Origin of the sequence: Kitasatospora setae KM-6054, assembly GCF_000269985.1 — a bacterium.
GTDB lineage: Bacteria > Actinomycetota > Actinomycetes > Streptomycetales > Streptomycetaceae > Kitasatospora > Kitasatospora setae.
The window spans coordinates 5,285,595-5,308,707 of record NC_016109.1 but is presented as its reverse complement, the minus strand read 5'-3'; the positions used below and the strand labels follow the sequence as shown (position 1 = coordinate 5,308,707).

Here is a 23,113-nt window from a genome sequence, read left to right as displayed (position 1 = left end):
CCGCTGCCGTCCGCCGACCCCGTGGAGTCCCGCCGTGCCCCGCCCCCACGTCCTGCTCAGCGCCGCGGTGTCGATCGACGGCCACCTCGACGACGCCTCGCCCGAGCGGCTGCTGCTCTCCAACGCCGCGGACTTCGACCGGGTGGACGCGCTGCGGGCCGACAGCGACGCGATCCTGGTCGGCGGCGGGACGCTGCGCGCCGACAACCCCCGGCTGCTGGTCAACTCGCCCGAACGGCGCGCCGCCCGGACCGCCGCCGGGCTGCCCGCGTACCCGCTGAAGGTCACCCTGAGCGCGAGCGGGCGGCTCGACCCGGCGCTGCGGTTCTGGCACACCGGCGGCGCCAAGCTCGCCTACACCACCGACGCCACCGCCCCCGCGCTGGCCGCCGCGCTGGCCGGGGCACCCGGCACCGAGGTGGTCGGCCTGGGCGCGGCCGTGCCGCTCGGCGCGGTGCTGGACGACCTGGGCGCGCGCGGGGTGCGCCGGCTGATGGTCGAGGGCGGCGGCAGCGTGCACACCCGGTTCCTGGCCGAGGGCCTGGCCGACGAGCTGCAGCTGGCCGTCGCCCCGCTGCTGGTCGGCCAGGCCGACGCGCCGCGCTTCCTCTCCCCGGCCGCGTACCCCGGCGGCCCGGCCCGGCGGATGCGACTGCTGGGGGCACGTACGGTGGGGGACGTCGTCCTACTGCGGTACGCCCCGAAGGAGTCCCCCGATGAGCAGCAGTGACCCGGCCGCCGACCTGCGCTGGATGCGCCGCGCGATCGAACTGTCGAAGCGCTGCCCGCCGTCCCGGACGGCCTTCTCGGTCGGCGCGGTGATCGTCGGCGCGGACGGCGAGGTGCTGGCCGAGGGGCACAGCCGCGAGGTGGACGCGGTGAACCACGCCGAGGAGGCCGCGCTCGGCAAGCTCCCGGCCGGCGACCCCCGGCTGCGCGCCGCGACCGTCTACTCCACCCTGGAACCCTGCGGCCAGCGCGCCTCCCGTCCGCACCCCTGCGCGGAGCTGATCGTCGCCGCCGGGGTGCCCCGGGTCGTGGTGGCCTGGCGGGAGCCCTCGCTGTTCGTCGCGGCCTGCCAGGGCACCGCGCTGCTGACCGCCGCCGGCGTCGAGGTGATCGAGCTGCCGGAGCTCGCCGAGGAGGCCCGCGCGGTCAACGCGCACCTGGTCGGCTGAGGCGGCCCGTCCGGCCGGGTTCTCGTAGACTTTGTACGCTGGAGGAACAAACACTCGTACGAGGTCTCCCGAGGAGCCCCGATGCCCGTCCTCACCCCGCCGGTCCGGGCCGTCCTGCTCGACATGGACGGCACCCTGGTCAACTCCGACGCCGTGGTCGAACGCTGCTGGCGCCGCTGGGCCGCACGGCACGGCCTGGACGCCGACGAGGTGATGCGGGTCGCGCACGGGCGGCAGGGCCACCTGACCATGGGCCTGCTGCTGCCCGACCGCCCGGCCGAGCAGAACCTCGCCGAGAACGCGCTGATGCTCGACGAGGAGTCCGCCGACACCGACGGCGTGGTCGAAGTCCCGGGCGCCGCACGGCTGATGGCCTCGCTGGCCGGACTGCCGCACGCCCTGGTGACCTCCGCCGACGACCGGCTCGCCCGGATCCGGATGGCCGCCGCCGGCGTCCCGCTGCCGCCACTGCTGATCACCGCCGAGCAGGTCGGCGCCAGCAAGCCCGACCCCGAGGGCTTCCTCAAGGCCGCCGCCGAACTGGGCGTCGCCCCCGCCGAGTGCCTGGTCCTGGAGGACTCCGAGGCGGGCATCGCGGCCGGCCGCGCCGCCGGCATGCCGGTCCTCGGCGTCGGCCCGCGCGCCGCCGCCCACCGGCCCGACCACCACGTGACCGACCTGACCGGCGTCCGGATCGGCCTCGGCGCGGACGGCGCGCTGGTGGTCGAACTGCCCTGAGGAACCGGGGAGTTCGCGGCAGGCAGGTCAGCCCTGCCGCCACCCGGCCGCGACTGCGGCTGCGGCTGCGGTTCCGGCTGCGGTGCCCGCCAGCAGGGCAGCGGCCACCCGGGCGCACTCCTCCGGGCGGGCCCCCAGCCAGCGGCCGAGGAGGTGGTCGGCGCCCGGCAGGGTGATCCGGTCGTACGGTCGCGCGGCGCCGGTGCGCAGGGCGGCGTCCAGTGCGTCGGTCACCTCGGCGGGGATCACCTCGTCCGTCTCGGGCAGCACCAGCAGCGCCCGGCCGGGGAACGCCGCGAGGGCCGCGAAGGCCGTGCTGCTGCGCCAACTGCCCTGCCTGCGCAGGGTGTTGGTGAACTCCGGATCGGAGAAGGGGAGTTCATGGGTCTCGCGGGCGTAGGCGGCGGGCGCGGCGAGCGCGATCGCCGTGGTGCGGGCGGCGAGTTCGGGCACCCGCAGCAGGTCGGCGACGGTCTGGCCGCTCATCGAGAACCCGACCAGCAGCAGCGGCCCGTCCGGGGCGTGCCGGTCGAGCACCGCCCGGGCCTGCCGGGCCCGGCGGCCCAGCGAGAGCGCCCCGAGCGTGCCGGTGCTCGCGCCGTGCCCGGCGAAGTCGAACACCACGGCGCGGCACCCGGCGGCCGCCAGCTCCCGCCCCAGCGGCAGGCAGCGCTGCCGGTCCCCGCCGCCCGCGCCGTGCATCAGCAGCGCGGTGGGCGCGGCGGCTCCCGGGCCGTCCGGGCCGTCCGGCTCGATCACGGTGCAGGCCAGGCGTTCGCCGTCCGCTTCGACGGTCGACTCGATGAAGTCCATGCGCGGTTCCCCCGGGGCGGATCGACGATCGGGCGGGCCGGTGGCCCGCTGCGGCCGTCCGCCGTGCCGTCCACCGGCCCAGGGTGTCACGCGCCGCCGACAACGGCCCCGCGGAGCGGCTCGTGTCGCGGGCCCGGCAGGGCGGCGGCGGGCAGCAGGCCGAGGGCGGCGACGGCGGCCAGGACGGGCAGGGCGGCGTGCGCCCCGGCACCGGCGCCGGCGGCGGCCGCGATGCCCAGGGTCGGGCCGATGTTCATCGCGGTCTGCTTCAACCCGCCGACCGCGCCCGCGTACCCCGCCGGGGCGTCGCCGACCACGGTGCCGGTCGCCGTCACCATCACCGCCGCGAAGCCCGCGCCCAGCAGCGCCGACGCCACCGCCGTGGCCGCCGTCGAGGCGCCGCCGCCCGGTCCGGCCGGCCCGGCGATGCCCGCCACCAGCAGGGCGACGCCCGCCAGCGCCGTCCGCCGGGGGCCCTGGCCACGCAGCGCCCGCTCGGCCAGCGGGGCGCCGAGCACCATCAGCGCGGTCAGCGGCAGCATGCGCAGCGCCGCGCCCAACGGGCCGGTGTGCAGGGCGTCCTGGAGTCGGAAGGTGGTGCTGAACAGCGTCCCGTACAGCCCCGCCGAGCTGGTCAGCAGCAGCACCAGGGAGGCCGCGACCGGCCGCGACCGGGCCACCGGCCGGGGCACCACCGGGCTCGCGGCCCGCCGCTCGTGGACCACCAGCACCGCCGACAGCGCGGCGGCGCAGCCGAGTTCGGGCAGCACCCCGGGCCAGCCGCGCTCCGGCACCCGGGAGAGCGCGTGCACCAGGACGGCGAGGGCCGCCGCGAGCAGCGCCGCGCCCGCCGGATCGAGCGGCCGACCGTCCGAACTCCCCTGCCCCTTCGGCAGGGTGAGGACCATCGCGGCGATCAGGGCGGCGGCCGGGACGTTGATCCAGAACACCGCGCGCCAGCCGAACGCGTCCACCAGCACCCCGCCGAGCAGCGGGCCCGCGCCCGCCGCGACCGCGATCGCCCCGGTCCGGACCGCGATCGCCCGGCCGAGCCGCTCCGGCGGGCAGCACAGCCGCAGCAGCGCGAGCGTCCCCGGCTGCAGCAGCGCGCCGAACACGCCCTGGGCGACCCGCAGTCCGACCACCCAGCCGACGGTCGGCGCCAGCCCGATCCCGGCCGAGGCCGCGCCGAAACCCAGTACGCCCGCCAGCAGCGTCCGGCGGTGGCCGTACCGGTCGCCGAGCCGGCCGGCCAGCACCAGCAGGGCCGCGACGGCGACCAGGTAGCCGGTGCTGGTCCACTGCAACCGCGCGGTCGTGCAGTCGAGTTCGCGCCGCATGCCGGGCTGCGCCATCAGCAGCACCGTGCCGTCCAGCGCCACCAGCATGGCGGCCCCGGCGCTCACCGGCAGCGCGAGGCGGCTCACGCCGCCGCCGGCCCGAGGTGCGCGGCCAGCACGGCCTCCAGCAACTCCTCCTCACGCCCCTCCCCCAGCACCAGCGCCGTGCTCTCCCAGGCTCGCAGCTGCGCCAGCCCGTGCAGGTTCGCCCACAGCGCGGCCGTCACCAGCGGCGCCCGCGCCCCGTCCCCCGTGCACTCCGCCACCAGCCGCGCCAGCCCTTCGAACAGCGGCCCCGTCGCCTCCCGCAGCGGCGGCCCGGCCGGCTCCGCCCCGTCGCCGCTCAGCAGGTCGTGCCGGAACATCAGCTCGAACATCCCGCGCCGCTCGGCCGCGAACGCCAGGTACACCCGAGCCGCCCCCGCGACCCGCTCCCGCGGGTCCGTTCCCCGCACCGCGGCGAACCGCCCCGCCAACTCCTCGAACCCGCGCCGCGCCACCGCCGACAGCAGCTCACGGTGCGTGGCGAAGTACCGCCGCGGCGCCCCGTGCGACACCCCGGCCCGCCGCGCGATCTCCCGCAGCCCGACCGCCCCCGACCCCTCCGCCAGCACCAACTCGACCCCGGCGTCCACCAGGCGCTCCCGCAGCGGGGGCCGTCCCTCATCGCTCATGGACACTGTCTACCAGCAGCAAGTAGACAGCGTCTACCAGCTACCCTGGGGACATGACCTCACTGCCCGACTGGATGCGCCCGCCGCGCACAGAAGGCTGGTTCGCGGAGGATCTCGACCGCCTGCCCGAGGCGCCGCGCCACACGGAACTGATCGACGGAGCGCTGGTCTTCATGATGTCCCCGCAGCGGTCATGGCACAGCCGCGTCGTCACCGCGCTCACCAACGCCCTCGATGCCCAGGCCCCCGCCGGCATCGAGGTCGAGCGCGAGATGACCGTCCGCTTGGACTCCCGCACCCGCCCCGAGCCAGATCTCCTGCTCGTCACCGTGCCGTTCGACCCAGACCGCACCTGGCACGACCCGGAGAACGTGCTGCTCGTCGTCGAGGTGGTCTCACCCGAATCCGCCCACCGGGACCGCACGGTGAAACTCCGCAAGTACGCCGAGGCGGGCATCCCCCACTACTGGCTGATCGAGGACGAGGCCGGAGCCGCCGTGGCACACGTCTACGAACTCGACGCGCCCACCCGCAGCTACATTCCGACCGGCATCTTCCGTGGGAGCCTCTCCCACTCCGTGCCGTTCGCGATCACGATCGACCTGAGCCGGCTGGTTCCCCGTACGGACGCAGCACCATGAGGCCGTCCTCCGGGGCGGCGGCCATCGCGAAGGGGAAGCGGTCGAGCTCCAGGCAGAGTTCCACGTCGTCCTCGTGGACGCCCTTGCGGACGTACTGGAGGAGGTCGGCGGCGGCGGCGGATCCGGCGGCACGACGGAGGTAGGGGGCGGGGTCGGGGCTGTCGCCGGCGGCCCGGTGGGCGATGTACTCGGCGCAGGCGAGGTCCTCCTCCGCCCGGCCGTCCTCACCGGTGACGACGAAGGTGACCTCCGGACGGCCGTGCAGGGCGCGGGCGGTGGCCTCCGCGACCACGAAGCTCGCGCACAACACCAGGCCGGCGTCCCGGACGGCGAGGGCGCCGACCGTTCCGGCGGTGGTCTTCTGGACGACGGTGCGGCCCGCGAGGTCGGTGCCGCGGATCCGGCCGGGCGAGTTCACGGCATCGAACCCGGGCGCGGGCGCCCCGTCCTTGAGCGCCACCCAGTGCGGGTGACGGTCCTTCAACCCCAGCGCCTCGTCCAGCGATCCGGCCAGCACGATCCGCTCGGCACCCCGCGCGAACGCCCAGGCAGCGGTGGTGAAGGCCCGCATCACGTCGATGACGACGGCGACGGGCGGGGTGGCGGTGAGCTCGCCGATGGCGAGGAAGCGGGTCTCCATGCCCACCATGATCACCCGCGGTACCGGACCGTGTGGTGGATACAGGCGATTCGGGAACGAACCCGCTGTCCCGAACAGGCCGCCATCGGCTAGCGTTGATCCGCACCGCGCCTCCCTCAGGGGATGAACGCGACGCGACCTCGAGGAAATCGACCCTTCGCTCTCGATGGTGTCCACGGCGTGCTCCCGGCGGGAGCCATCCGGCTACGCCATCGGTCACGATCGAAGGGACCCTCGATGGCTGTCGTCGAGTACGCGCGCAAGCACCGCAGTTGGATCCGCGACGTCCTGGTGGGCGCAGCGGCGGGCTTCGGCTCGAACCTGGCATGGATGCTCGCGCAGTTCGTGGTGCACCGTCTCGGCTGAGCCGGGCGCCGGGCGGGCCTTTCGGGGCCCGCCCTTTCCCCGTTCGGCCCACGGGTTAATCTACGGAACGTCATTTGCGGCCCGCCGGGCTTCCTGTCCCGCTCAGCGGGACGTCGAAGGACATGCCCCCACCCGCACGAGTCCATCGTGCGCCTGGGGATCTCCGTGCTCCTGCAACTTTCCGCGGCCGAACTCGGCCGGCTGATCACCGTTCCGGAAGGATCCGGGCGACGCCTGCTCACCGAGCAGTTGGCGGAACGGCACTCCGCAGTCCATGAACGGCCGGCGGGGAACGGTGACATCAACGCCTGGAACAACAGCATTCCCGTCGTCGTCGAAGCCCTGCTCGCCTGCGGCCTCGACGAGGTGGTGGTCCAGATCGAGGTGGATCTGCCGCACACCAACTCGGCGGTCGACCTGGTGCTCTGCGGCCGACACCCAGGCACCGGCGCCGACTCCTACCTCGCGATCGAGCTCAAGCAGGCCCGCCATGCCGTGGTCGATCCCCGCTGTCCGATTGCCGTCGACCTCGGCTTCGGGAACGGCAAGAACAAACTCCATCCGGTGCGCCAGATCCAGCGCTACTGCGAGTACATGATCCGCTACATCTCCCACCTGCGGGAGCACGACGGCAGCCTGCACGGAGTGGCACTGCTGCACAACGCCCGGGACCCTGATGTCGAGGCGCTGTTCGATCTGCCGGAGAACGACTACGGAGCGCTGTACACCCTCGACGACCTGGACCGGTTCCGCCGGGTCCTCACCTCGCTGTTCGGCCCCGCCTCCGGACAGGAGGCCGCGACCGCGCTGGCGAGATCCAGGCAGAATCCGCTGCTCAAGGTGACCGATGTGGCCCGGCAACGGTCTGTGGTCGGCGGTGGTCTGGTGCTCCTGGACGAGCAGCACATGGCGGTCGACCGAATCGTTCGGCACCTGGAGCGGACGAACCCCAACGGCGCGCTGAACGTGGGGCTGTTCGCCGCAGACGACACACCAGGGCAGCGCAAGCGGGTCTTCATCCTCCGGGGCGGCCCGGGCAGCGGGAAGAGTGCTGTCGCCTTGGAGCTCCAGCGTGCGCTCGGCGGCAGGAACCACGAGGCCGTACTCGCGAGCGGATCCCGCGCGTACACGGAGACGCTGCGCGAGATCATGCACAGTTCGGCGAGGCCACGGCACACGGGCGACAAGAAGCGGTCGGCGAAATGGATCTACCAGTACTTCAACAGCTTCACCCGTAGCGCGCCGGACAGCATCGGCACCCTCATCTGCGACGAGGCCCACCGCATGCGCCGCACTTCGACGCACCGCAACACTCCGAAGGAACTCCGGGACGACGACCGCCCCCAGGCGGCCGAACTGCTCAGGGCCGCCCGGGTTCCGGTCTTCCTCCTCGACGACCACCAGTCGATCCGCCCCGACGAGGTGGGCACCGCCGGCTACCTCAGGAATCTCGCGGAGGGCCTCGGCCACCAAGTGGAGGTCATCGACCTCGAAGGCACGTTCCGGGCCGGTGGCAGCAAGCGGTACCAGGCATGGGTGCAGCAGTTGCTGGGACTGGGCGTCTCCGATCCGGTCGTCTGGCGCCCGGACGGCCGGATGGAACTGCTGCTGGCGGACTCCCCGGCGGAGTTGGAGGAGTTCATCCGGGCATGCGGCCACGAGGGATTCACCGCGCGGATGACGGCGGGCTTCTGCTGGAAATGGAGCAACCCCGAGCGGGGTCTGCTCGTCGACGACGTCCGCATCGGAGACTGGCACCTCCCCTGGAACGTGAAACCCACTCACAGCGTGCCGAACGCGCCCACGGCTTCCCTGTGGTCGACCGACCCCCGGGGCATCGATCAGGTCGGCTGCGTCTACACGGCACAGACCTTCGAGTACGACTGGAACGGCGTCATCATCGGACCCGACCTGCTGTTCCGGGATGGCAGGTTCACGGTCAACCGGAGCGCTTCGTGTGACCCCGCGTTCAACCGGACGATCCCTGACGACATCGTCCGCAGGTGCGTGCGCAACGCCTATCACGTACTCCTCACCCGCGGTGTCGTCGGCACCGTCGTCTACGCGGTCGACCCCGAGACCCAGTCGGCGCTGCGGAATCTCATCACGGGCACCATCGGCCTGCAGGACTACAGGCACAGCCGCCCGAAACTCACTGCGGAAGGCCCCCAACTACCGCCCGCCTACCGCGAGCACCAGCGGTAGCCTTGGCAGGTCATAGCTGCGGCCCGCCGGGCTTCCGCTCCGCCTGGCGGAGCAACGAAGGACACGCCCCCACCCGCACGAGTTCCTTCGTGCTGCCCGGGGGCTTTCCTTGCTTTTCCGTGACTCCGCTGCCACGGTCGCCGCCGAATGCCTGTCCGGCGCGCTGTTCTTCCGACTCACCGAGCAGTTCGTCCACGCACACAGGCACCGGCCCAGTGCTTCCGAGGTCCGTTCCTGGGAACGCAGCATCCCCGTGCTGGTCGGCGCACTCAACGACGCCGGGCTCGGCCAAGTGGAAGTGCTCATCGAGTACGACCTGCCGCTGAACAGCAGGCGGGCGGACGCCGTGCTGGCCGGGATCCATCCCGAGACCGGCCAGCCGTCGTACGTGGTCGTGGAACTCAAGCAGTGGAGCAGCGCCGAGCCCGACGACGAGGACCCGTCGCTGTGCCACGTCGACGCGTACGGGCGCGCAGTACTCAACCCGGTCGACCAGGTACGCGGATACTGCGAGTACCTGGTCTCGTTCAACAGCGTGCTGGCCGAGCGCCCCGAGAGCCTGCACGGGGTCGCCTATCTGCACAACGCCACCGAGTTCGGGGTCGGCGGGCTCTACGAGACCCACCAGGACCGGTACGGGTCGCTCTTCACCGGCGGCCGGCGCGGCGAGTTCCTCGACTACCTGCGGGCCCGGCTGGGGCCCGGGGCGGGCGCCGCCGCAGCGGACGAACTCGTCCATGGGAAGGTCGGGCCGTCCAAGCAGTTGATGGCGGTGGCCGCGCGGGAAGTCCGGGAGCGCGAACAGTTCGTACTGCTGGACCAACAGAAGGTCGCCTACCGCACAGTGCTCAACGCCCTCCACCGCTCCCGGCAGTCCGACCACAAGGAGGTCGTGGTCGTCACGGGCGGGCCGGGAACCGGCAAGAGCGTCATCGCGCTCTCGATCCTCGGTGAGATGTACCGGCAGGGGCTCACCGCCCTGCACGCGACGGGTTCCAGCTCCTTCACCACCACGATGCGAAAGGTCGCCGGTCGTCGGAAGCCCGAAGTACGGGACCTCTTCAAGTACTTCAACAGCTTCATGACCGCCGAACGCAACGGCCTCGACGTCCTGCTCTGCGACGAGGCCCACCGTATGCGGGAGACCTCGGCCAACCGCTTCACGTCCGCGGCCAACCGCTCCGGCAAGGCCCAGGTCGAGGAGTTGATCGACGCGGCGCGCGTACCGGTGTTCCTCCTGGACGAGCACCAAGTGGTCCGCCCCGGGGAGATGGGGACGGTCGCCGAGATCGAGGCCGCCGCGGCCGCGAAGGGGCTCACCTGCCGGGTGGTACCCCTCGACAGCCAGTTCCGGTGCGGCGGGAGCGACGCGTACCTGCGATGGGTCCTGCGGCTGCTGGAACTCGAGCCGGGCGGCGGCGACGTCTGGGAGGCCGATGGGAAAATGCAGCTCGTCTTCGCGTCCACCCCGCAGGAACTGGAAGGCTTCCTCGCCGAGCGGCGGGCCCAGGGCTACAGCGCGCGCATGTCGGCCGGTTACTGCTGGAAATGGACGAAGGAGGTGCCCGCGGACGGGGAGCTTCCTGCGGATGTCGTCATCGGCGACTGGCAGCGCCCGTGGAACGTCTACGGGGACCGATCCGTCGGCGGTGCCCCGCCGGCCGCGCTCTGGGCGACCGATCCGGCGGGATTCGGGCAGGTTGGCTGCGTGTACACCGCCCAGGGGTTCGAGTACGACTGGAGCGGCGTCATCCTCGGCCCCGACCTGCTCTGGCGCGGGGACCGCTGGGTCACCGACCGGAAGGCGTCCAAGGACCCGGCCTTCAAATCCTCGACTTCGGACGCCGACGTGCGGCGGCTGATCCGCCACACCTACAAGGTGCTGCTGACCCGAGGCATGATCGGCACAGTGGTGTACTCGACCGACGCCGAGACCCGCGAGAAGCTGCGTGAGCTCACCGGCGCGCTCACGACCCCTGCCGTGCTGTGACCTCCACCAGCTCCGGCACGGACAGCTCGCGTGCCCCGGACGACACGCGGGTGGAGGCGGTCCGGGCCCGCACCGCCTCCGCCGGAACCTCTCCCGGCTCCCGCGAACCCACCCACACCCGCACCCGCCCCAGACGGCAACGTTGGCCTCCAGGACCACTACCAGGTCTCGAAGGCCAACGTCAGACGCTGTCCGGAATCAACCGACAGCGTCCGGGGCAAGTCCGCCCCTCCGGCGGAGGCGGGGTCAGACGTTGAAGCGGAACTCCACGACGTCGCCGTCCTGCATGACGTACTCCTTGCCCTCGATGCGGGCCTTGCCCTTGGCGCGGGCCTCGGCGACGGAGCCGGTGGCGACGAGGTCGTCGAAGGAGGTGACCTCGGCCTTGATGAAGCCCTTCTGGAAGTCGGTGTGGATGACACCGGCGGCCTCGGGGGCGGTGGCGCCCTTGCGGATGGTCCAGGCGCGGGTTTCCTTGGGGCCGGCGGTGAGGTAGGTCTGCAGGCCGAGGGTGGCGAAGCCGACGCGGGCGAGGGTGGCGAGGCCGGGCTCGTCCTGGCCCATGGACTGGAGGAGTTCGAGGGCTTCGGCGTCGTCGAGCTCGATCAGCTCGGACTCGATCTTGGCGTTGAGGAAAATGGCCTCGGCGGGGGCGACCAGGGCGCGCTGGGCGTCCTTGAAGTCCTCGTCGGAGAGGGCGTCCTCGTCGACGTTGAAGACGTAGAGGAACGGCTTCGAGGTCATCAGGTGCAGGTCGCGGACGGCGGTGGTGTCGAAGCCGGCCTCGAAGAGGGTCTTGCCGGTCTCCAGGACGGCCTGGGCGGCCTCGGCGGCGGCGAGGACCGGCGCGGTCTCCTTCTTGAGCCGGGCCTCCTTCTGGAGCCGGGGCAGCGCCTTCTCGATGGTCTGCAGGTCGGCGAGGATCAGCTCGGTGTGGATGGTCTCGATGTCGTCCTTGGGCGAGACCTTGCCGTCGACGTGCACCACGTCGGGGTCGGTGAAGGCCCGGACCACCTGGCAGATCGCGTTGGCCTCGCGGATGTTGGCGAGGAACTTGTTGCCGAGGCCCTCGCCCTCGCTGGCGCCGCGGACGATGCCGGCGATGTCGACGAAGTCGACGGTGGCCGGGAGGATGCGCTGCGAGCCGAAGATCTCGGCGAGCTTCTCCAGCCGCGGGTCGGGGACCCCGACGACGCCGACGTTCGGCTCGATGGTGGCGAACGGGTAGTTGGCCGCCAGCACGTCGTTCTTGGTCAGGGCGTTGAACAGGGTCGACTTGCCGACGTTCGGCAGGCCGACGATTCCGATCGTGAGCGACATGGAGAGTGGTGTCCCGGGGCTTGGAGGGCGTCGAGTGGGCCCGGTGCGGGCCGATCCCCCAGTCTACGGGGCGCGCGGGGGGAGGTCGGAAGCGCGGTGGGGGCGCGCACCGGCCGGACACGGACAATTGGCGCGCGGGAATTACACACGGTGTCGATGATCAGACCGTACGTTGGTCGGGTGGAGCAGAGCATCCGTACCCAGCCGCCAGGGCCGAGAAGGCGACCGCCCGGGCGCGGCGCCGGCGAGGCCGCCGTTCCGGGGCAGAGCGGGCCCCCCGAGTCGCGGTTGCGGTCGGCGTCCGGCGCCCGGACCGGTCCGCCGGCGTTGAAGCGCGCGCTGCAGCGGGTGCTGGCGGCGCGGCAGCGGCGCGGCGGGGGCGGCACCGGGGGTGGAACCGGGAGCGGGAGCGGGCGGCCGGCCCGGCTGACGGCGGTGGGCACCGGGGTCGCGGCGGCCGCCGGGGCGCTGGCGTTCGCCGGGGTCGACCGGCTGCTGTTCGGCGGGCTCGGGGTGCTGTTCGGGCTCGGCTATCTGGTGGTGTGCTTCCAGCTGGCCGTGCGGGTGCGGTACTCGGACCTGGCGGCGGCGCCGATCTGCGGGCCGATCGCGTTCGCGGCGGCGCTGGTGCTGCTGCAGCCCGGCCCGTCGCAGGGCGTGACCGGCGAGGTGGTGGCGCTGGCCGGCGGGCTGGCGCTGCGGGCGGGCTGGCTGTTCGCCGGCACCGCCCTGGCCGCCGCGATCGTCACCGCGCGCTACGTCGCGCAGCGCCGCCACCGCCGGGCCCGCCTGGCGGGCTGAGCCCGGCAGCGGCCGGCACGCGCGGGTCGGCTCCGGCGGGCCGGGGCCGGCAGCGGCCCGGGCGTCAGCCCGGGCGGGGCCGGGCGGTCAGCCCCGGCGGCTCGCGGCCATCGCCGCGCCGACGATGCCCGCGTCGTTGCGCAGTTCGGCGGGGACGACCTCGGCGCGGCGGTCCTTGAGCAGCGGCAGGAACTTCTCGTGCTTACGGCTGACGCCGCCGCCGATGACGACCAGGTGCGGGGAGAACAGCATCTCGACCAGGTCGAGGTACTCGTCGACCCGCTCGGCCCACTGCGGCCAGCTGAGGTCGTGGCGTTCCCGGGCGGCGGAGGAGGCGCGGCGCTCGGCGTCCTTGCCGCGCAGTTCGAGGTGGCCGAGCTCGGTGTTGGGGACGAGCACGCCGTCGCTGAACAGCGCGCTGCCGATGCCGGTGCCGAAGGTGAGGACCAGGACGACGCCGCGGCGGTCGCGGGCGGCGCCGTGGGTGGTCTCGGCGAGGCCGGCCGCGTCGGCGTCGTTGAGGACGGTGGCGGGCAGGCCGAGGGCCTCGCTGAAGCGGGCGGCGGCGTCCAGGCCGATCCAGCCCTTGTCGACGTTGGCGGCGGTCATGGTGCGCCCGTCGACGACCACGCCGGGGAAGGTCAGTCCGACCGGCCCGCGGTGGTCGAAGTGCCGGACGACCTCGCAGACCGCCTCGACGACCGCGTCCGGCCCGGACGGGTGCGGGGTGAGTACCTTGTGCCGTTCCCGGGCGAGCACGCCCTTGTCCAGGTCGACCGGTGCGCCCTTGATGCCCGAGCCGCCGATGTCCACGCCGAAGACCGTCGTCACTGCCGTCGCCTCCCGTACCCGCCGGGGGCGTCCGCTGCCCGCCGGCCCTTCGGACCAACGTACGGGCGGACGGCGGCGGGCGCAGCCGTTCCGGCGGCCGGTGCCCGGGGGCGGGCACCGGCGGCGGGTGCGGCGGGCCGGTCAGAGCTTGCCGGCGGCCTCGGCGCGCAGGTCGCGGCGGAGCTCCTTGGGGAGCGAGAAGGTGAGGTGCTCCTCGGCGGTCTTGACGATCCGGACGTCCTCGAAGCCGTGCGAGGCGAGCAGGTCGAGCACGCCGTCGACCAGGATCTCCGGCACCGAGGCGCCGCTGGTCAGGCCGACCGTGCCGACGCCCTCCAGCCAGGCCGGGTCGATCTCCTCGGCGAAGTCGACCAGGTGGGCGGCCTTGGCGCCGTACTCCAGGCCGACCTCGACCAGCCGGACCGAGTTGGAGGAGTTCTTGGAGCCGACCACGATCAGCAGGTCGGCCTCGGGGGCGAGCTGCTTGACCGCGACCTGGCGGTTCTGGGTGGCGTAGCAGATGTCGTCGCTGGGCGGGGAGACCAGCAGCGGGAAGCGCTGCTTGAGGGCGCCGACGGTCTCCATGGTCTCGTCCACCGAGAGGGTGGTCTGGGAGAGCCAGACCAGCTTGGACTCGTCGCGGACCTTGACGTTGGCGACGTCCTCGGCGCCGTCCACCAGGTGGATCCGCTCGGGGGCCTCGCCCATGGTGCCGACGACCTCCTCGTGGCCCTCGTGGCCGATCAGCAGGATGTCGTAGTCCTCGTCGGCGAACCGGCGGGCCTCCTTGTGCACCTTGGTGACCAGCGGGCAGGTGGCGTCGATGGTGGCGAGCTTGCCGGCCTCGGCCTCGTCGTGCACGGACGGGGCGACGCCGTGGGCGGAGAACACCACGATCGAGCCCCGGGGCACCTCCTCCGTCTCGTCGACGAAGATCGCGCCCTGCTTCTCCAGGGTCTGCACGACGTACTTGTTGTGGACGATCTCTTTGCGGACGTAGATCGGTGCCCCGTACTGCTCCAGGGCCTTCTCCACGGCGATCACGGCGCGGTCGACGCCCGCGCAGTAGCCCCGGGGGGCGGCGAGCAGGACACGGCGCTGAGCGGTGGTCGACATGGCTCCATCGTACGGGCGAGTCCCCCGGGCCCGGACGCGCGTCGGCCCGGTCAAGGCGGGGGCGGGCGGACCTGATCGGGTGGAATGGCGAGGGTGAGCACACAGGCGCGGGCGGCTGAGCTGCGGCGCACCCTCGGGGTGCGGGATCTGATGGTGTACGGGCTGCTGTTCATCGCCCCGATGGCGCCGGTCGGCGTGTTCGGCGTGCTGGACGCGAAGAGCCACGGCGCGGTGGCGACGGTGTACCTGGTGGCGACGGTGGCGATGGGGTTCACCGCGCTGTCGTACGCCGAGATGGTGCGGGCGGTGCCGCGCACCGGGTCGGTGTTCGCGTACGCGCGGGCCGGGTTGGGCGAGGGGCCGGGGTTCGTCGCCGGGTGGATGGCGATGCTCGACTACCTGCTGATCCCCGCGGTGGCTTATCTGTTCGCCGGGATCGCGCTGAACTCGCTGGTGCCGGAGGTGTCGCGCTGGGTGTGGACGGTGCTGGCGGTGCTGGTCACCACGGCGCTGAACCTGGCCGGGGTGCGGACGGCGGCGGTGGTGGGGTTCGCGGTGCTGGCGCTGGAGGTGGTGGTGCTGGCGGTCTTCGTCGTGGCGGCGGCGGTGGTGCTGGTCCGGGACGGGGCGGCCCGGGACTGGGGCTCCCCGTTCGGGGGAGTCGGCGCGTTCTCGTTGACGGCGGTGCTGTCGGCGGTGTCGGTCGCGGTGCTCTCCTACCTGGGCTTCGACGCGATCGCCTCGTTCGTCGAGGAGGCCGTCGGCGCGTCCGCGGCGGTGGCCCGGGCGGTGCTGTGGTGCCTGGCGCTGGCCGGGGTGCTGTTCGTGCTGCAGACCTACCTGGCCGCGGTGCTGGAACCGGTGACGCCGCAGCAGTTGGCCGACGACCCGGCGGCGCAGGGATCGGCGTTCTACGACACCGTGGAGTCCGCGGTCGGGCACTGGCTGCACGTGCTGATCGCCGCGTCCAAGGCGGTCGGCGCGGCGTTCGCGGCCCTCGCCGGGCAGGCGGCGGCCGGGCGGCTGGTGTTCGCGATGGGCCGGGAGGGGCGGCTGCCGCGCGCGCTCGGCGCGGTCGACGGGCGGACGGCGGTGCCCCGGCGGGCCCTGCTGGCCGCCGCCCTGGTCACCCTGGTCGCGGCCGGCTGGGCGGCGAGCCGGGACGACGGGCTCGACCGGCTCACCTCGGTGGTCAACGTCGGCGCGCTGACCGCGTTCGTGCTGCTGCACGCCTCGGTGGTCGGCTGGTACGTGGTGCGCGGGGGCTCGCGGGACTGGCTGCGGCACGCGGTGGTGCCGCTGCTGGGCGTCGCGGTGCTGGTCGCGGTGCTGGTGGAGGCCGCGCACACCGCGCAGCTGGTCGGCGCGGTGTGGCTGGCGCTGGGCCTGGTGGTGCTGTTCGCGCAGCGCGGGCGGGGTGTCGCCGACGGCGGCTAGCCTCGGGGGATGGCCAACACGAGCAGTCCGGAAGCGCCCCTGCCGGTGGGGAAGGTCTCGGCGTTGATCGGCGGGTGGGTCGATCGGCTGGGCGAGGTGTGGGTGGAGGGGCAGATCGCCCAGCTGAACCGGCGGCCGGGGGCCGGGATGGTGTTCCTGACGCTGCGCGACCCGGAGCGGGACGTCTCGCTGACGGTGACCTGCTTCCGGCAGGTGTTCGAGCAGGTCGCGGACGCGGTCCAGGAGGGCGCCCGGGTGATCGTCCGGGCGAAGCCGGAGTGGTACACGGCGCGCGGCACGCTCTCGCTCCGGGCCGCCGAGCTGCGGCTGGTCGGGCTGGGCGAACTGCTCGCCCGGCTGGAGCAGTTGAAGCGGCGGCTGTTCGCCGAGGGCCTGTTCGAGGACGCCCGGAAGAAGCCGCTGCCGTTCCTGCCGGGCTGCGTCGGCCTGGTCACCGGCCGCGGCTCGGCGGCCGAGCGGGACGTGCTGGAGAACGCCCGGCGGCGCTGGCCGGCGGTCCGCTTCGAGGTGCGCAACGTGCTGGTGCAGGGGCCGCAGTCGGTGGGCCAGGTGTGCGCGGCGGTACGGGAGTTGGACGCGCTGCCGGAGGTCGAGGTGATCGTGGTGGCGCGCGGCGGCGGCAGCGTGGAGGACCTGCTGCCGTTCTCCGACGAGGAGCTGGTGCGGACGGTCGCGGCCGCCCGGACGCCGGTGGTGAGCGCGATCGGGCACGAGCCGGACCAGCCGCTGCTGGACTTCGTCGCGGACTTCCGGGCGTCCACCCCGACCGACGCGGCGAAGCGGGTGGTGCCGGACGTCGGCGAGGAGCTGGCCCGGGTCCGGCAGCTGCGGGACCGGGCCCGGCGGCACGTGCTGAACCGGGTCGAGCGGGAGTCGGCGGGGCTCGCCTCGGTGCGCAGCCGCCCGGTGCTGGCGGCGCCCGCCGAGGCGCTGGCGGCCCGCGGCGCCGAGGTCGACGCGCTGCTGGACCGGGCCCGGCGGGTGCTCGGGCTCCGGCTGGACCACGCGCAGAGCGACCTGGGGCACGCGCTGGCCCGGGTGGTCGCGCTGTCGCCGCTGGCCACCCTGGAGCGCGGCTACGCGGTGCTGCAGAAGGCGGACGGCACGGTGCTGACCGACCCCGCGCGGGCCGCGGACGGGGAGGCGCTGCGGGCCCGGGTGGCGGGCGGCTCGTTCGGCGTCCGGGTGGACGGCGGCGCGGGCCGGGAGAGCTGAGCGGGCCGGGAGGACCGGGAGGGCGGGGAGGGCCGGGAGGGCGGGGAGGGCCGGGAGGGCGGGGAGGGCCGGGAGGGCCGGGAGGGCGGGGAGGGCCGGGAGGGCGGGGAGGGCCGCGCGGCCGTCACCGGCTCGCGGGATCGACCGCGAGCCCCCCTCCGCGCGGGAATTCCCGGCCTTTCCGCACGCATCGGCGCGAACTCCTTGCGAGGGGTCGGACCCGGTCATAGTGTGACGGGCCTTCCCTTTTCCGGCGCTTTCCGGAGGTTTGGCATGGACGTCTCCCCGTCGGACAGACCGGTGGTGACGCCCGCGCTGATCGAGGCCGCCAAGTCCGGGAACCGCGACGCCTGGGCGGACATCTACCGGCGCTACCACGGCGCGGTGCTGGCGTTCCTGCTCCGCCGCACCGGCAGCCGCCCGCTCGCCGAGGACCTCGCCCAGGACACCTTCGTCCGCGCGATGGCGGGGATCCGCGGTTTCCACTGGACGGGCACCGACCTCGGCGCGTGGATGTTCACCATCGCCCGCAACGTGCTGCTGGACCACGAGAAACGGCGCTCGACCCGCCGGGAGTCGGCGGTGGCCGCGGTCGCCGACCGGGACTCCGGGGTGCGGGTGGAGGAGTCGGTGATCGCGGCGGCCGAGGCGGAGCGGGTGGGCGCGGCGCTGGCGGTGCTGAACGAGCGGCAGCGGTCGGTGCTGCGGCTGCGCTACTGGGACGGGCTGAGCTCGGTGGAGATCGCCGACCGGACCGGGCTGCGGGTCGGCGCGGTGAAGACCCTGACCTACCGGGCCCGGCTGAACCTGCGGCGCTCGCTGGCCCGGGGCGCGGGCGCCGCCGCCGCGCCCGCGCCGCGCCGGGCGGCGGGTCAGCCGGCCGCCGGGCGGTTCCGGGAGAGCGGCGTGGAGTGCTCGTGGAAGCCGAGCCCGCGGTAGAGCGCCTGGCCGTCCGCCGTGGCGTGCAGGTCGACCCGGGTGGCGCCGGCCGCGTCGAACCAGCCGAGCAGCGCCCCGGTGCAGGCCCGGGCGAGGCCGCGGCCGCGGTGCTCGGGGCGGGTGCAGACGTTGAAGACGAAGCCGAACAGGCCGTCCGGGTGGCCGGGGGCGGGCAGCCGCTGCTCCAGGGTGCCGACGGCGCAGCTGGTGAGCCGGCCGGGGTGCTCCGGGTCGTCGGTCACGTACGCCTGCAACCGGCGCTCGGGTTCGGCGAGTCGGCGCGTCAGCAGGTCGGCGGCGGTGCGCTGCCAGGGGCCGGGGGCGGCCTCCCCCCGCATCGCCTCGAACATCAGGGCGCGGAGTTCGACCAGTTGCTCCGCGTCGGCGGGGACGGCCGGGCGTGGGGTGCTCATGCCCGGCAGGGTAGGGCGGCCCGGGGGGCGGGGCGCAACGGGATTTGTCGGGGGCAGCGCCTACCCTGGGCGGCATGGCAGATCAGCGGGGTGAGCGGGGCGAGGGTCCGGAGGAGTCGCTCGGCTACGAGCAGGCGCGGGACGAACTGCTGGAGGTGGTCCGGCGGCTGGAGACCGGCGGGACGACGCTGGAGGAGTCGCTGGCGCTCTGGGAGCGCGGCGAGCGGCTGGCGAAGGTCTGCCAGCGCTGGCTGGACGGCGCCCGGGCCCGGCTGGACGCGGCGCTGGCCGCCGAGGAGCCCGCCGCGGAGTGAGCGGGGCCGGGTGAGCAGGGCCGGGTGAGCGGGACCGGGTGAGCGGGGCGGCTTCCGGGTGGCTCCCGCGCGGCTGTGACGTGCCTCACCTGGGGTTGCGGGAATGGTTTAAGTTTCACCTATGGTTGGAGCAGGTGTGCGGCTCCCGAGCCGCCGACCCCGACCGCTCCACCAGCTCTGAGGTAGGACACAGACATGACCCTGGCACTCGACGCCGCCGCCCAGGACCTGCTCTTCCGCGAGGCCCGCACCGCCAACACCTTCTCGGACGAGCCGGTCAGCGACGAGCAGATCCAGGCCGTCTACGACCTGGTCAAGTTCGGCCCGACCGCCTTCAACCAGCAGCCGCTGCGCATCGTCCTGGTCCGCTCCGAGGAGGGCCGCGGCCGCCTCCTGCAGCACATGGCCGAGGGCAACCGGGCCAAGACCGCCACCGCGCCGCTGGTCGCCATCCTGGCCGCCGACAACGAGTTCCACGAGGAGCTCCCGTCCCAGCTGCCGCACTTCCCGCAGGCCAAGGACATGTTCTTCTCCGAGCGTCCGGTCCGCGAGTCCTCCGCCGCCCTGAACGGCGCCCTGCAGGCCGCCTACTTCATCATCGGCGTCCGCGCCGCCGGCCTGGCCGCCGGCCCGATGACCGGCTTCGACGCCGCGGGCATCAACAAGGAGTTCTTCGCCGACGGCGAGCACTCGGTGCTGGCCGTGGTCAACATCGGCAAGCCGGGCGAGGACGCCTGGTTCCCGCGCGGCCCGCGCCTGGCCTACGACGAGGTCGTCACCACCGTCTGAGCCCCGCCACGACGCGCGAAGGCCCCCACCCGGCTGCCGGGTGGGGGCCTTCGCGCGTGCTGTCCGGGCGTCAGGCGCTCAGGGGGTCAGGCTCTCGGCGAGCCGGGCCAGCTCCTCGTACGAGGCGGTGCCGGTGAGCACGGTGGTGCCGGTGTCGCCGGCCGGGCGGACCAGCGCCCGGTAGCGGTCGCCCTGCACCCGCTCCCACTCCTGGCCGGCCACCGTGACGGTGCCGTCCGGCTTGGCTCCGGGCACGTTCTGGGCCACCACGTCGTCGCGCTTGCCGTTGCTCTGCTCGACCGCCGCGTACTGGCCGGAGGCGGTGTTCATGCCCAGGTGCCAGGCGGCGTGGCCCTTGTCGTTCGGGCTGTAGCTGACCGAGGTGGCCTTCCAGCCGTCCGGGAGCTGCTGCGGACCGAGCAGCGGGTACGGCGCGGCCCGCTTCGCCGAGGCCAGTTCGACCTGGTACGGCACGGCGTGCACGCCGTTGCCCTTGCCGTCCGCGTTGGGGATCGAGAAGTACGCGACCACCACCACGACGCCGACCGCCGCCATCGACAGGACCATGTCCCGTACCGTCTGTCGGCCCCTCTTGCTGCTGTTGCCTGCCACCCGCCCATGGTAGGCGGCGCTTACGCGGGCGCCGCGCGCCGGTCGGGCGGTCCGGGGCCGGGGCGGTCCGGGGCCGGGGCGGGGCGGGGCGGGCGAGGAGCCGGTAAGGGGCGGGAGAGGCGGGCGCCACAGACACCCGTCCCACCTGCCGATACGATCGCAGCAACCCTCATCGCAGCACCGGTGGCCCTCCGTGTCCTGGTGCTGTCTGGCCGTCGCGTACAGAGAGGTAACGACGATGACCACGCAGTACCCGCACCACCTTCCCTCCGAACTGGTGGTCGCTCCGGAAGCGCCCGACCGCAACCTCGCCCTCGAACTGGTCCGGGTCACCGAGGCCGCCGCGATGGCCGCCGGCCGCTGGGTCGGCCGGGGCGACAAGAACGGCGCCGACGGCGCGGCCGTGAAGGCGATGCGCACCCTCGTCTCCACCGTCTCGATGAACGGCGTCGTCGTCATCGGGGAGGGCGAGAAGGACGAGGCCCCGATGCTCTACAACGGCGAGCGGGTCGGCGACGGCACCGGCGCCGAGTGCGACGTCGCGGTCGACCCGGTGGACGGCACCACGCTGACCGCCAAGGGCATGAACAACGCGGTCGCGGTCCTCGCGGTCGCCGACCGGGGCACCATGTTCGACCCCAGCGCGGTCTTCTACATGGACAAGCTGGTCTGCGGCCCGGAGGCCGCCGACTACGTCGACATCACCGCCCCGCCCGCGGTCAACATCCGCCGGGTCGCCAAGGCGAAGGGCTCCGCCGTCGAGGACGTCACCGTCGTCGTGCTCGACCGGCCCCGCCACACCGACCTGGTCCGGGAGATCCGCGAGGCGGGCGCCCGGATCAAGTTCATCTCGGACGGCGACGTGGCCGGCGCGATCATGGCCGCCCGCGAGGAGACCGGCGTCGACCTGCTGATGGGCGTCGGCGGCACCCCCGAGGGCATCATCGCGGCCTGCGCGATGAAGTGCATGGGCGGCGTCATCCAGGGCCGGCTGTGGCCCAAGGACGCGGCCGAGCGGCAGAAGGCGCTGGACGCGGGCCACGACCTGGACCGGGTGCTCACCACGGACGACCTGGTCAGCGGCGAGAACGTGTTCTTCGTCGCCACCGGCATCACCGACGGCGAGCTGCTGCGCGGCGTCCACTACCGCCAGGAGACCGCGACCACCTCGTCGCTGGTCATGCGCTCCAAGAGCGGGACGATCCGCCGGATCGACTCCACCCACAAGCTCTCCAAGCTGCGGGCGTACAGCGCGATCGACTTCGACCGCGCGAACTAGCGGCACCGGCGGCGCGCGGACCCGGGGTCGTGGCGCGGGGCGGTCGGCCGCCCCGCGCCACGACCCCGCCGTGCGTCCGGGGCGGTGGCGCGGCCGCTCAGCCCGCTATCCGGGCCGGGACCCGGATCTCCGCGTCGCGGCGCCGGCGGCGGGTGAGGACGACCCGGCGCTCGGCGGCGGTCAGGCCGCCCCAGACGCCGTAGGGCTCGGGCTGGGCCAGGGCGTGCTCGCGGCAGTCCAGCAGCACCGGACAGCGGGCGCAGACGCGCTTGGCGTGCTCCTCGCGGGAGAGCCGGGCGGCCGTCGGCTCCTTGGAGGGGGCGAAGAACAGCCCGGCCTCGTCGCTGCGGCAGGCGGCCGAGGTGTGCCAGGGACTGTCGTCCGCGTCCGGCTGGGCCGCCGGGCGGCGGGCGGCGGCGGTGGCGCTGGACTCGATCGGATGCAGCACGGTAACTCCTGACCAGGCTCAAGGCTCGGGGACGGTGTCGCCTCCTGCCCGACTGCCCCGTGCTCCCTCGCCGTGGCGCCGTCGCCGACCCGCGTAGGTCACAGCCGTACAGGAACGATGTGCGAGGGGAACTACCCCGCCGCCCCGGGATTCATGCACACCGCACGCAATCGACTACCCCCCGCACTCGCCGCAACGAGGAGTGCCACAGGGCGAGTTGGGGCCGCGCCGGGAACCGCGCAGGTCAGCCGTCGAGCCGGCGGCGGACCCACTCCTTGAGCGCCTTGCCGCGCCGCGGCCGGGCCTCGACCCCGCCGAACACCGCGGCGCCCTTCACCCGGACGACCGGGGCGTGCGGGTCGGCGGAGGTCTGCTCGCGGACCTCGAAGCCGCCGAACACGCCGGCGCCGCCGCCGTGCAGACTGACGTTCTCGGGCACCCGGATCTCGACGCCGCCGAACACCGAGTACGCCTCGATGACCACCTCGGGGGACTCGAAGACCGCGTCGGTGAGGTCGATCTCGATGCCGCCGAAGACCGCGACCGCCTTGAGGTGCGAGCCGACCCGCCAGCGGCCCTTGCGGGCGGCGCCGCCGAACACCGCGACCATGGTGGACGCCTCGGCCCGGGGCGCGGGCAGCGGGGGCGGGCCGAGCGGGGCGGGGGCGTCCAGCGGGGGCTTGGTGAGGTTGTGCCGGATCGGCCCGGGGTGGCTGGGCAGGTCGCGGGTGAGGGGCTCCAACTCGCCGAAGGTGCGGGCGGCGTAGGCGATCCCGATCCGCTCGGCGTGCTCGTCGGCGGTCAGCCGGCCCTCGGCGTACGCGTCGCGCAGCAGGTCGGCGACGCGTTCGCGGTCGGCGTCGGAGGCGCGCAGTTCGGCGGCCAGGTCGGTACCGGGCGCCTGGGCGGGGACCGGTGCGGGCTCGTTCTTCGGCAGCGGGGAGGGCAGCACGCCCTGCGGGTCCGGCTCGGGAGAGTTGTCCACGTCACAAG

Annotated in this window: 23 protein-coding genes and 1 pseudogene; 13 read left to right on the top strand and 11 right to left on the bottom strand. The window is 73.9% G+C overall.

From position 1 onward, the window contains the following. Positions 1 to 34 precede the first annotated feature (34 nt). Positions 35 to 1,178, top strand: a pseudogene (locus tag KSE_RS43865) (dihydrofolate reductase family protein). 81 nt (positions 1,179 to 1,259) lie between these two features. Continuing rightward, positions 1,260 to 1,916: an HAD-IA family hydrolase gene (locus KSE_RS23700; protein ID WP_014137881.1), complete on the top strand. Its 657-nt coding sequence runs from the start codon at positions 1,260 to 1,262 to the stop codon at positions 1,914 to 1,916. 27 nt (positions 1,917 to 1,943) lie between these two features. Here the strand turns inward: KSE_RS23700 and KSE_RS23695 are convergent, their stop codons facing one another. The 3 genes from KSE_RS23695 to KSE_RS23685 all read right to left on the bottom strand — a co-directional run bounded on the left by KSE_RS23695 (position 1,944) and on the right by KSE_RS23685 (position 4,743). After that, complete coding sequence (locus KSE_RS23695; protein ID WP_014137880.1) at positions 1,944 to 2,729, bottom strand: alpha/beta hydrolase; 786 nt, start codon at positions 2,727 to 2,729, stop codon at positions 1,944 to 1,946. A gap of 86 nt (positions 2,730 to 2,815) precedes the next feature. Continuing rightward, positions 2,816 to 4,117, bottom strand: coding sequence for an MFS transporter (locus KSE_RS23690; RefSeq protein WP_106438010.1), 1,302 nt, complete (start codon positions 4,115 to 4,117; stop codon positions 2,816 to 2,818). Between the two features lie 35 nt (positions 4,118 to 4,152). Further along, positions 4,153 to 4,743 carry a TetR/AcrR family transcriptional regulator gene (locus KSE_RS23685; RefSeq protein WP_014137878.1) on the bottom strand — a complete coding sequence of 197 codons (591 nt, stop codon included), beginning with the start codon at positions 4,741 to 4,743 and terminating at the stop codon, positions 4,153 to 4,155. Between the two features lie 53 nt (positions 4,744 to 4,796). On the opposite strand from KSE_RS23685, the gene KSE_RS23680 reads away from it, so the two are divergent. Further along, positions 4,797 to 5,384 (top strand): Uma2 family endonuclease, encoded by a 588-nt coding sequence (locus KSE_RS23680; RefSeq protein WP_014137877.1) that lies wholly within the window; start codon positions 4,797 to 4,799, stop codon positions 5,382 to 5,384. On the opposite strand, the gene KSE_RS23675 is transcribed toward KSE_RS23680, so the two are convergent. Next, complete coding sequence (locus KSE_RS23675; protein WP_033259950.1) at positions 5,335 to 6,024, bottom strand: 2-phosphosulfolactate phosphatase; 690 nt, start codon at positions 6,022 to 6,024, stop codon at positions 5,335 to 5,337. The genes KSE_RS23680 and KSE_RS23675 overlap by 50 nt on opposite strands. Before the next feature lie 237 nt (positions 6,025 to 6,261). On the opposite strand from KSE_RS23675, the gene KSE_RS45905 reads away from it, so the two are divergent. The 3 genes from KSE_RS45905 (at position 6,262) to KSE_RS23665 (ending at position 10,585) form a co-directional block, all read left to right on the top strand. Next, complete coding sequence (locus KSE_RS45905) at positions 6,262 to 6,390, top strand: DUF6408 family protein (RefSeq protein ID WP_255518980.1); 129 nt, start codon at positions 6,262 to 6,264, stop codon at positions 6,388 to 6,390. Positions 6,391 to 6,537: 147 nt separating this feature from the next. Beyond that, on the top strand, positions 6,538 to 8,595 hold the full coding sequence (locus tag KSE_RS23670) for a DUF2075 domain-containing protein (RefSeq protein ID WP_014137875.1): 2,058 nt from the start codon (positions 6,538 to 6,540) through the stop codon (positions 8,593 to 8,595). 109 nt (positions 8,596 to 8,704) lie between these two features. Beyond that, on the top strand, positions 8,705 to 10,585 hold the full coding sequence (locus KSE_RS23665) for a DUF2075 domain-containing protein (RefSeq protein WP_014137874.1): 1,881 nt from the start codon (positions 8,705 to 8,707) through the stop codon (positions 10,583 to 10,585). Between the two features lie 246 nt (positions 10,586 to 10,831). Here the strand turns inward: KSE_RS23665 and ychF are convergent, their stop codons facing one another. Further along, complete coding sequence (gene ychF / locus KSE_RS23660) at positions 10,832 to 11,905, bottom strand: redox-regulated ATPase YchF (RefSeq protein WP_014137873.1); 1,074 nt, start codon at positions 11,903 to 11,905, stop codon at positions 10,832 to 10,834. A 435-nt stretch (positions 11,906 to 12,340) separates the two neighbouring features. Here ychF and KSE_RS23655 point away from each other — a divergent pair, with 435 nt between their 5' ends. Further along, a complete protein-coding gene (locus KSE_RS23655) occupies positions 12,341 to 12,706 on the top strand; it encodes a DUF6542 domain-containing protein (protein ID WP_148283150.1) in 366 nt (121 codons plus the stop codon). Positions 12,707 to 12,793: 87 nt separating this feature from the next. On the opposite strand, the gene ppgK is transcribed toward KSE_RS23655, so the two are convergent. Both ppgK and KSE_RS23645 read right to left on the bottom strand, forming a co-directional pair. Continuing rightward, positions 12,794 to 13,537 carry a polyphosphate--glucose phosphotransferase gene (gene ppgK, locus KSE_RS23650; RefSeq protein ID WP_014137871.1) on the bottom strand — a complete coding sequence of 248 codons (744 nt, stop codon included), beginning with the start codon at positions 13,535 to 13,537 and terminating at the stop codon, positions 12,794 to 12,796. Between the two features lie 141 nt (positions 13,538 to 13,678). Next, positions 13,679 to 14,653 carry a 4-hydroxy-3-methylbut-2-enyl diphosphate reductase gene (locus KSE_RS23645; protein ID WP_014137870.1) on the bottom strand — a complete coding sequence of 325 codons (975 nt, stop codon included), beginning with the start codon at positions 14,651 to 14,653 and terminating at the stop codon, positions 13,679 to 13,681. An 84-nt stretch (positions 14,654 to 14,737) separates the two neighbouring features. On the opposite strand from KSE_RS23645, the gene KSE_RS23640 reads away from it, so the two are divergent. The 3 genes from KSE_RS23640 (at position 14,738) to KSE_RS23630 (ending at position 18,265) form a co-directional block, all read left to right on the top strand. Then, on the top strand, positions 14,738 to 16,090 hold the full coding sequence (locus tag KSE_RS23640; protein WP_014137869.1) for an APC family permease: 1,353 nt from the start codon (positions 14,738 to 14,740) through the stop codon (positions 16,088 to 16,090). A 9-nt stretch (positions 16,091 to 16,099) separates the two neighbouring features. Then, entirely contained in the window at positions 16,100 to 17,326 is a 1,227-nt protein-coding gene (gene xseA, locus KSE_RS23635) for an exodeoxyribonuclease VII large subunit (RefSeq protein WP_014137868.1), read from the top strand. 273 nt (positions 17,327 to 17,599) lie between these two features. Then, positions 17,600 to 18,265: an RNA polymerase sigma factor gene (locus KSE_RS23630; RefSeq protein WP_014137867.1), complete on the top strand. Its 666-nt coding sequence runs from the start codon at positions 17,600 to 17,602 to the stop codon at positions 18,263 to 18,265. Here the strand turns inward: KSE_RS23630 and KSE_RS23625 are convergent. Continuing rightward, positions 18,199 to 18,678, bottom strand: a complete 480-nt coding sequence (locus KSE_RS23625) for a GNAT family N-acetyltransferase (RefSeq protein ID WP_014137866.1) — start codon at positions 18,676 to 18,678, stop codon at positions 18,199 to 18,201. The genes KSE_RS23630 and KSE_RS23625 overlap by 67 nt on opposite strands. 74 nt (positions 18,679 to 18,752) lie before the next feature. Between KSE_RS23625 and KSE_RS23620 the strand changes: the two genes are divergently transcribed. Both KSE_RS23620 and KSE_RS23615 read left to right on the top strand, forming a co-directional pair. After that, positions 18,753 to 18,992, top strand: a complete 240-nt coding sequence (locus KSE_RS23620) for an exodeoxyribonuclease VII small subunit (RefSeq protein WP_014137865.1) — start codon at positions 18,753 to 18,755, stop codon at positions 18,990 to 18,992. A gap of 195 nt (positions 18,993 to 19,187) precedes the next feature. Further along, positions 19,188 to 19,781, top strand: a complete 594-nt coding sequence (locus KSE_RS23615; protein WP_014137864.1) for a malonic semialdehyde reductase — start codon at positions 19,188 to 19,190, stop codon at positions 19,779 to 19,781. Between the two features lie 78 nt (positions 19,782 to 19,859). Here KSE_RS23615 and KSE_RS23610 read toward each other — a convergent pair whose 3' ends face one another. Continuing rightward, positions 19,860 to 20,393, bottom strand: a complete 534-nt coding sequence (locus KSE_RS23610; RefSeq protein ID WP_014137863.1) for a DUF4245 domain-containing protein — start codon at positions 20,391 to 20,393, stop codon at positions 19,860 to 19,862. Between the two features lie 238 nt (positions 20,394 to 20,631). On the opposite strand from KSE_RS23610, the gene glpX reads away from it, so the two are divergent. Beyond that, a complete protein-coding gene (gene glpX, locus KSE_RS23605; RefSeq protein WP_014137862.1) occupies positions 20,632 to 21,672 on the top strand; it encodes a class II fructose-bisphosphatase in 1,041 nt (346 codons plus the stop codon). Between the two features lie 97 nt (positions 21,673 to 21,769). Here the strand turns inward: glpX and KSE_RS23600 are convergent, their stop codons facing one another. Together KSE_RS23600 and KSE_RS23595 are read right to left on the bottom strand one after the other, a co-directional pair. After that, a complete protein-coding gene (locus KSE_RS23600) occupies positions 21,770 to 22,120 on the bottom strand; it encodes a WhiB family transcriptional regulator (protein WP_014137861.1) in 351 nt (116 codons plus the stop codon). Positions 22,121 to 22,364: 244 nt separating this feature from the next. Next, positions 22,365 to 23,105: a DUF1707 SHOCT-like domain-containing protein gene (locus KSE_RS23595; RefSeq protein WP_014137860.1), complete on the bottom strand. Its 741-nt coding sequence runs from the start codon at positions 23,103 to 23,105 to the stop codon at positions 22,365 to 22,367. Positions 23,106 to 23,113: the final 8 nt, after the last annotated feature.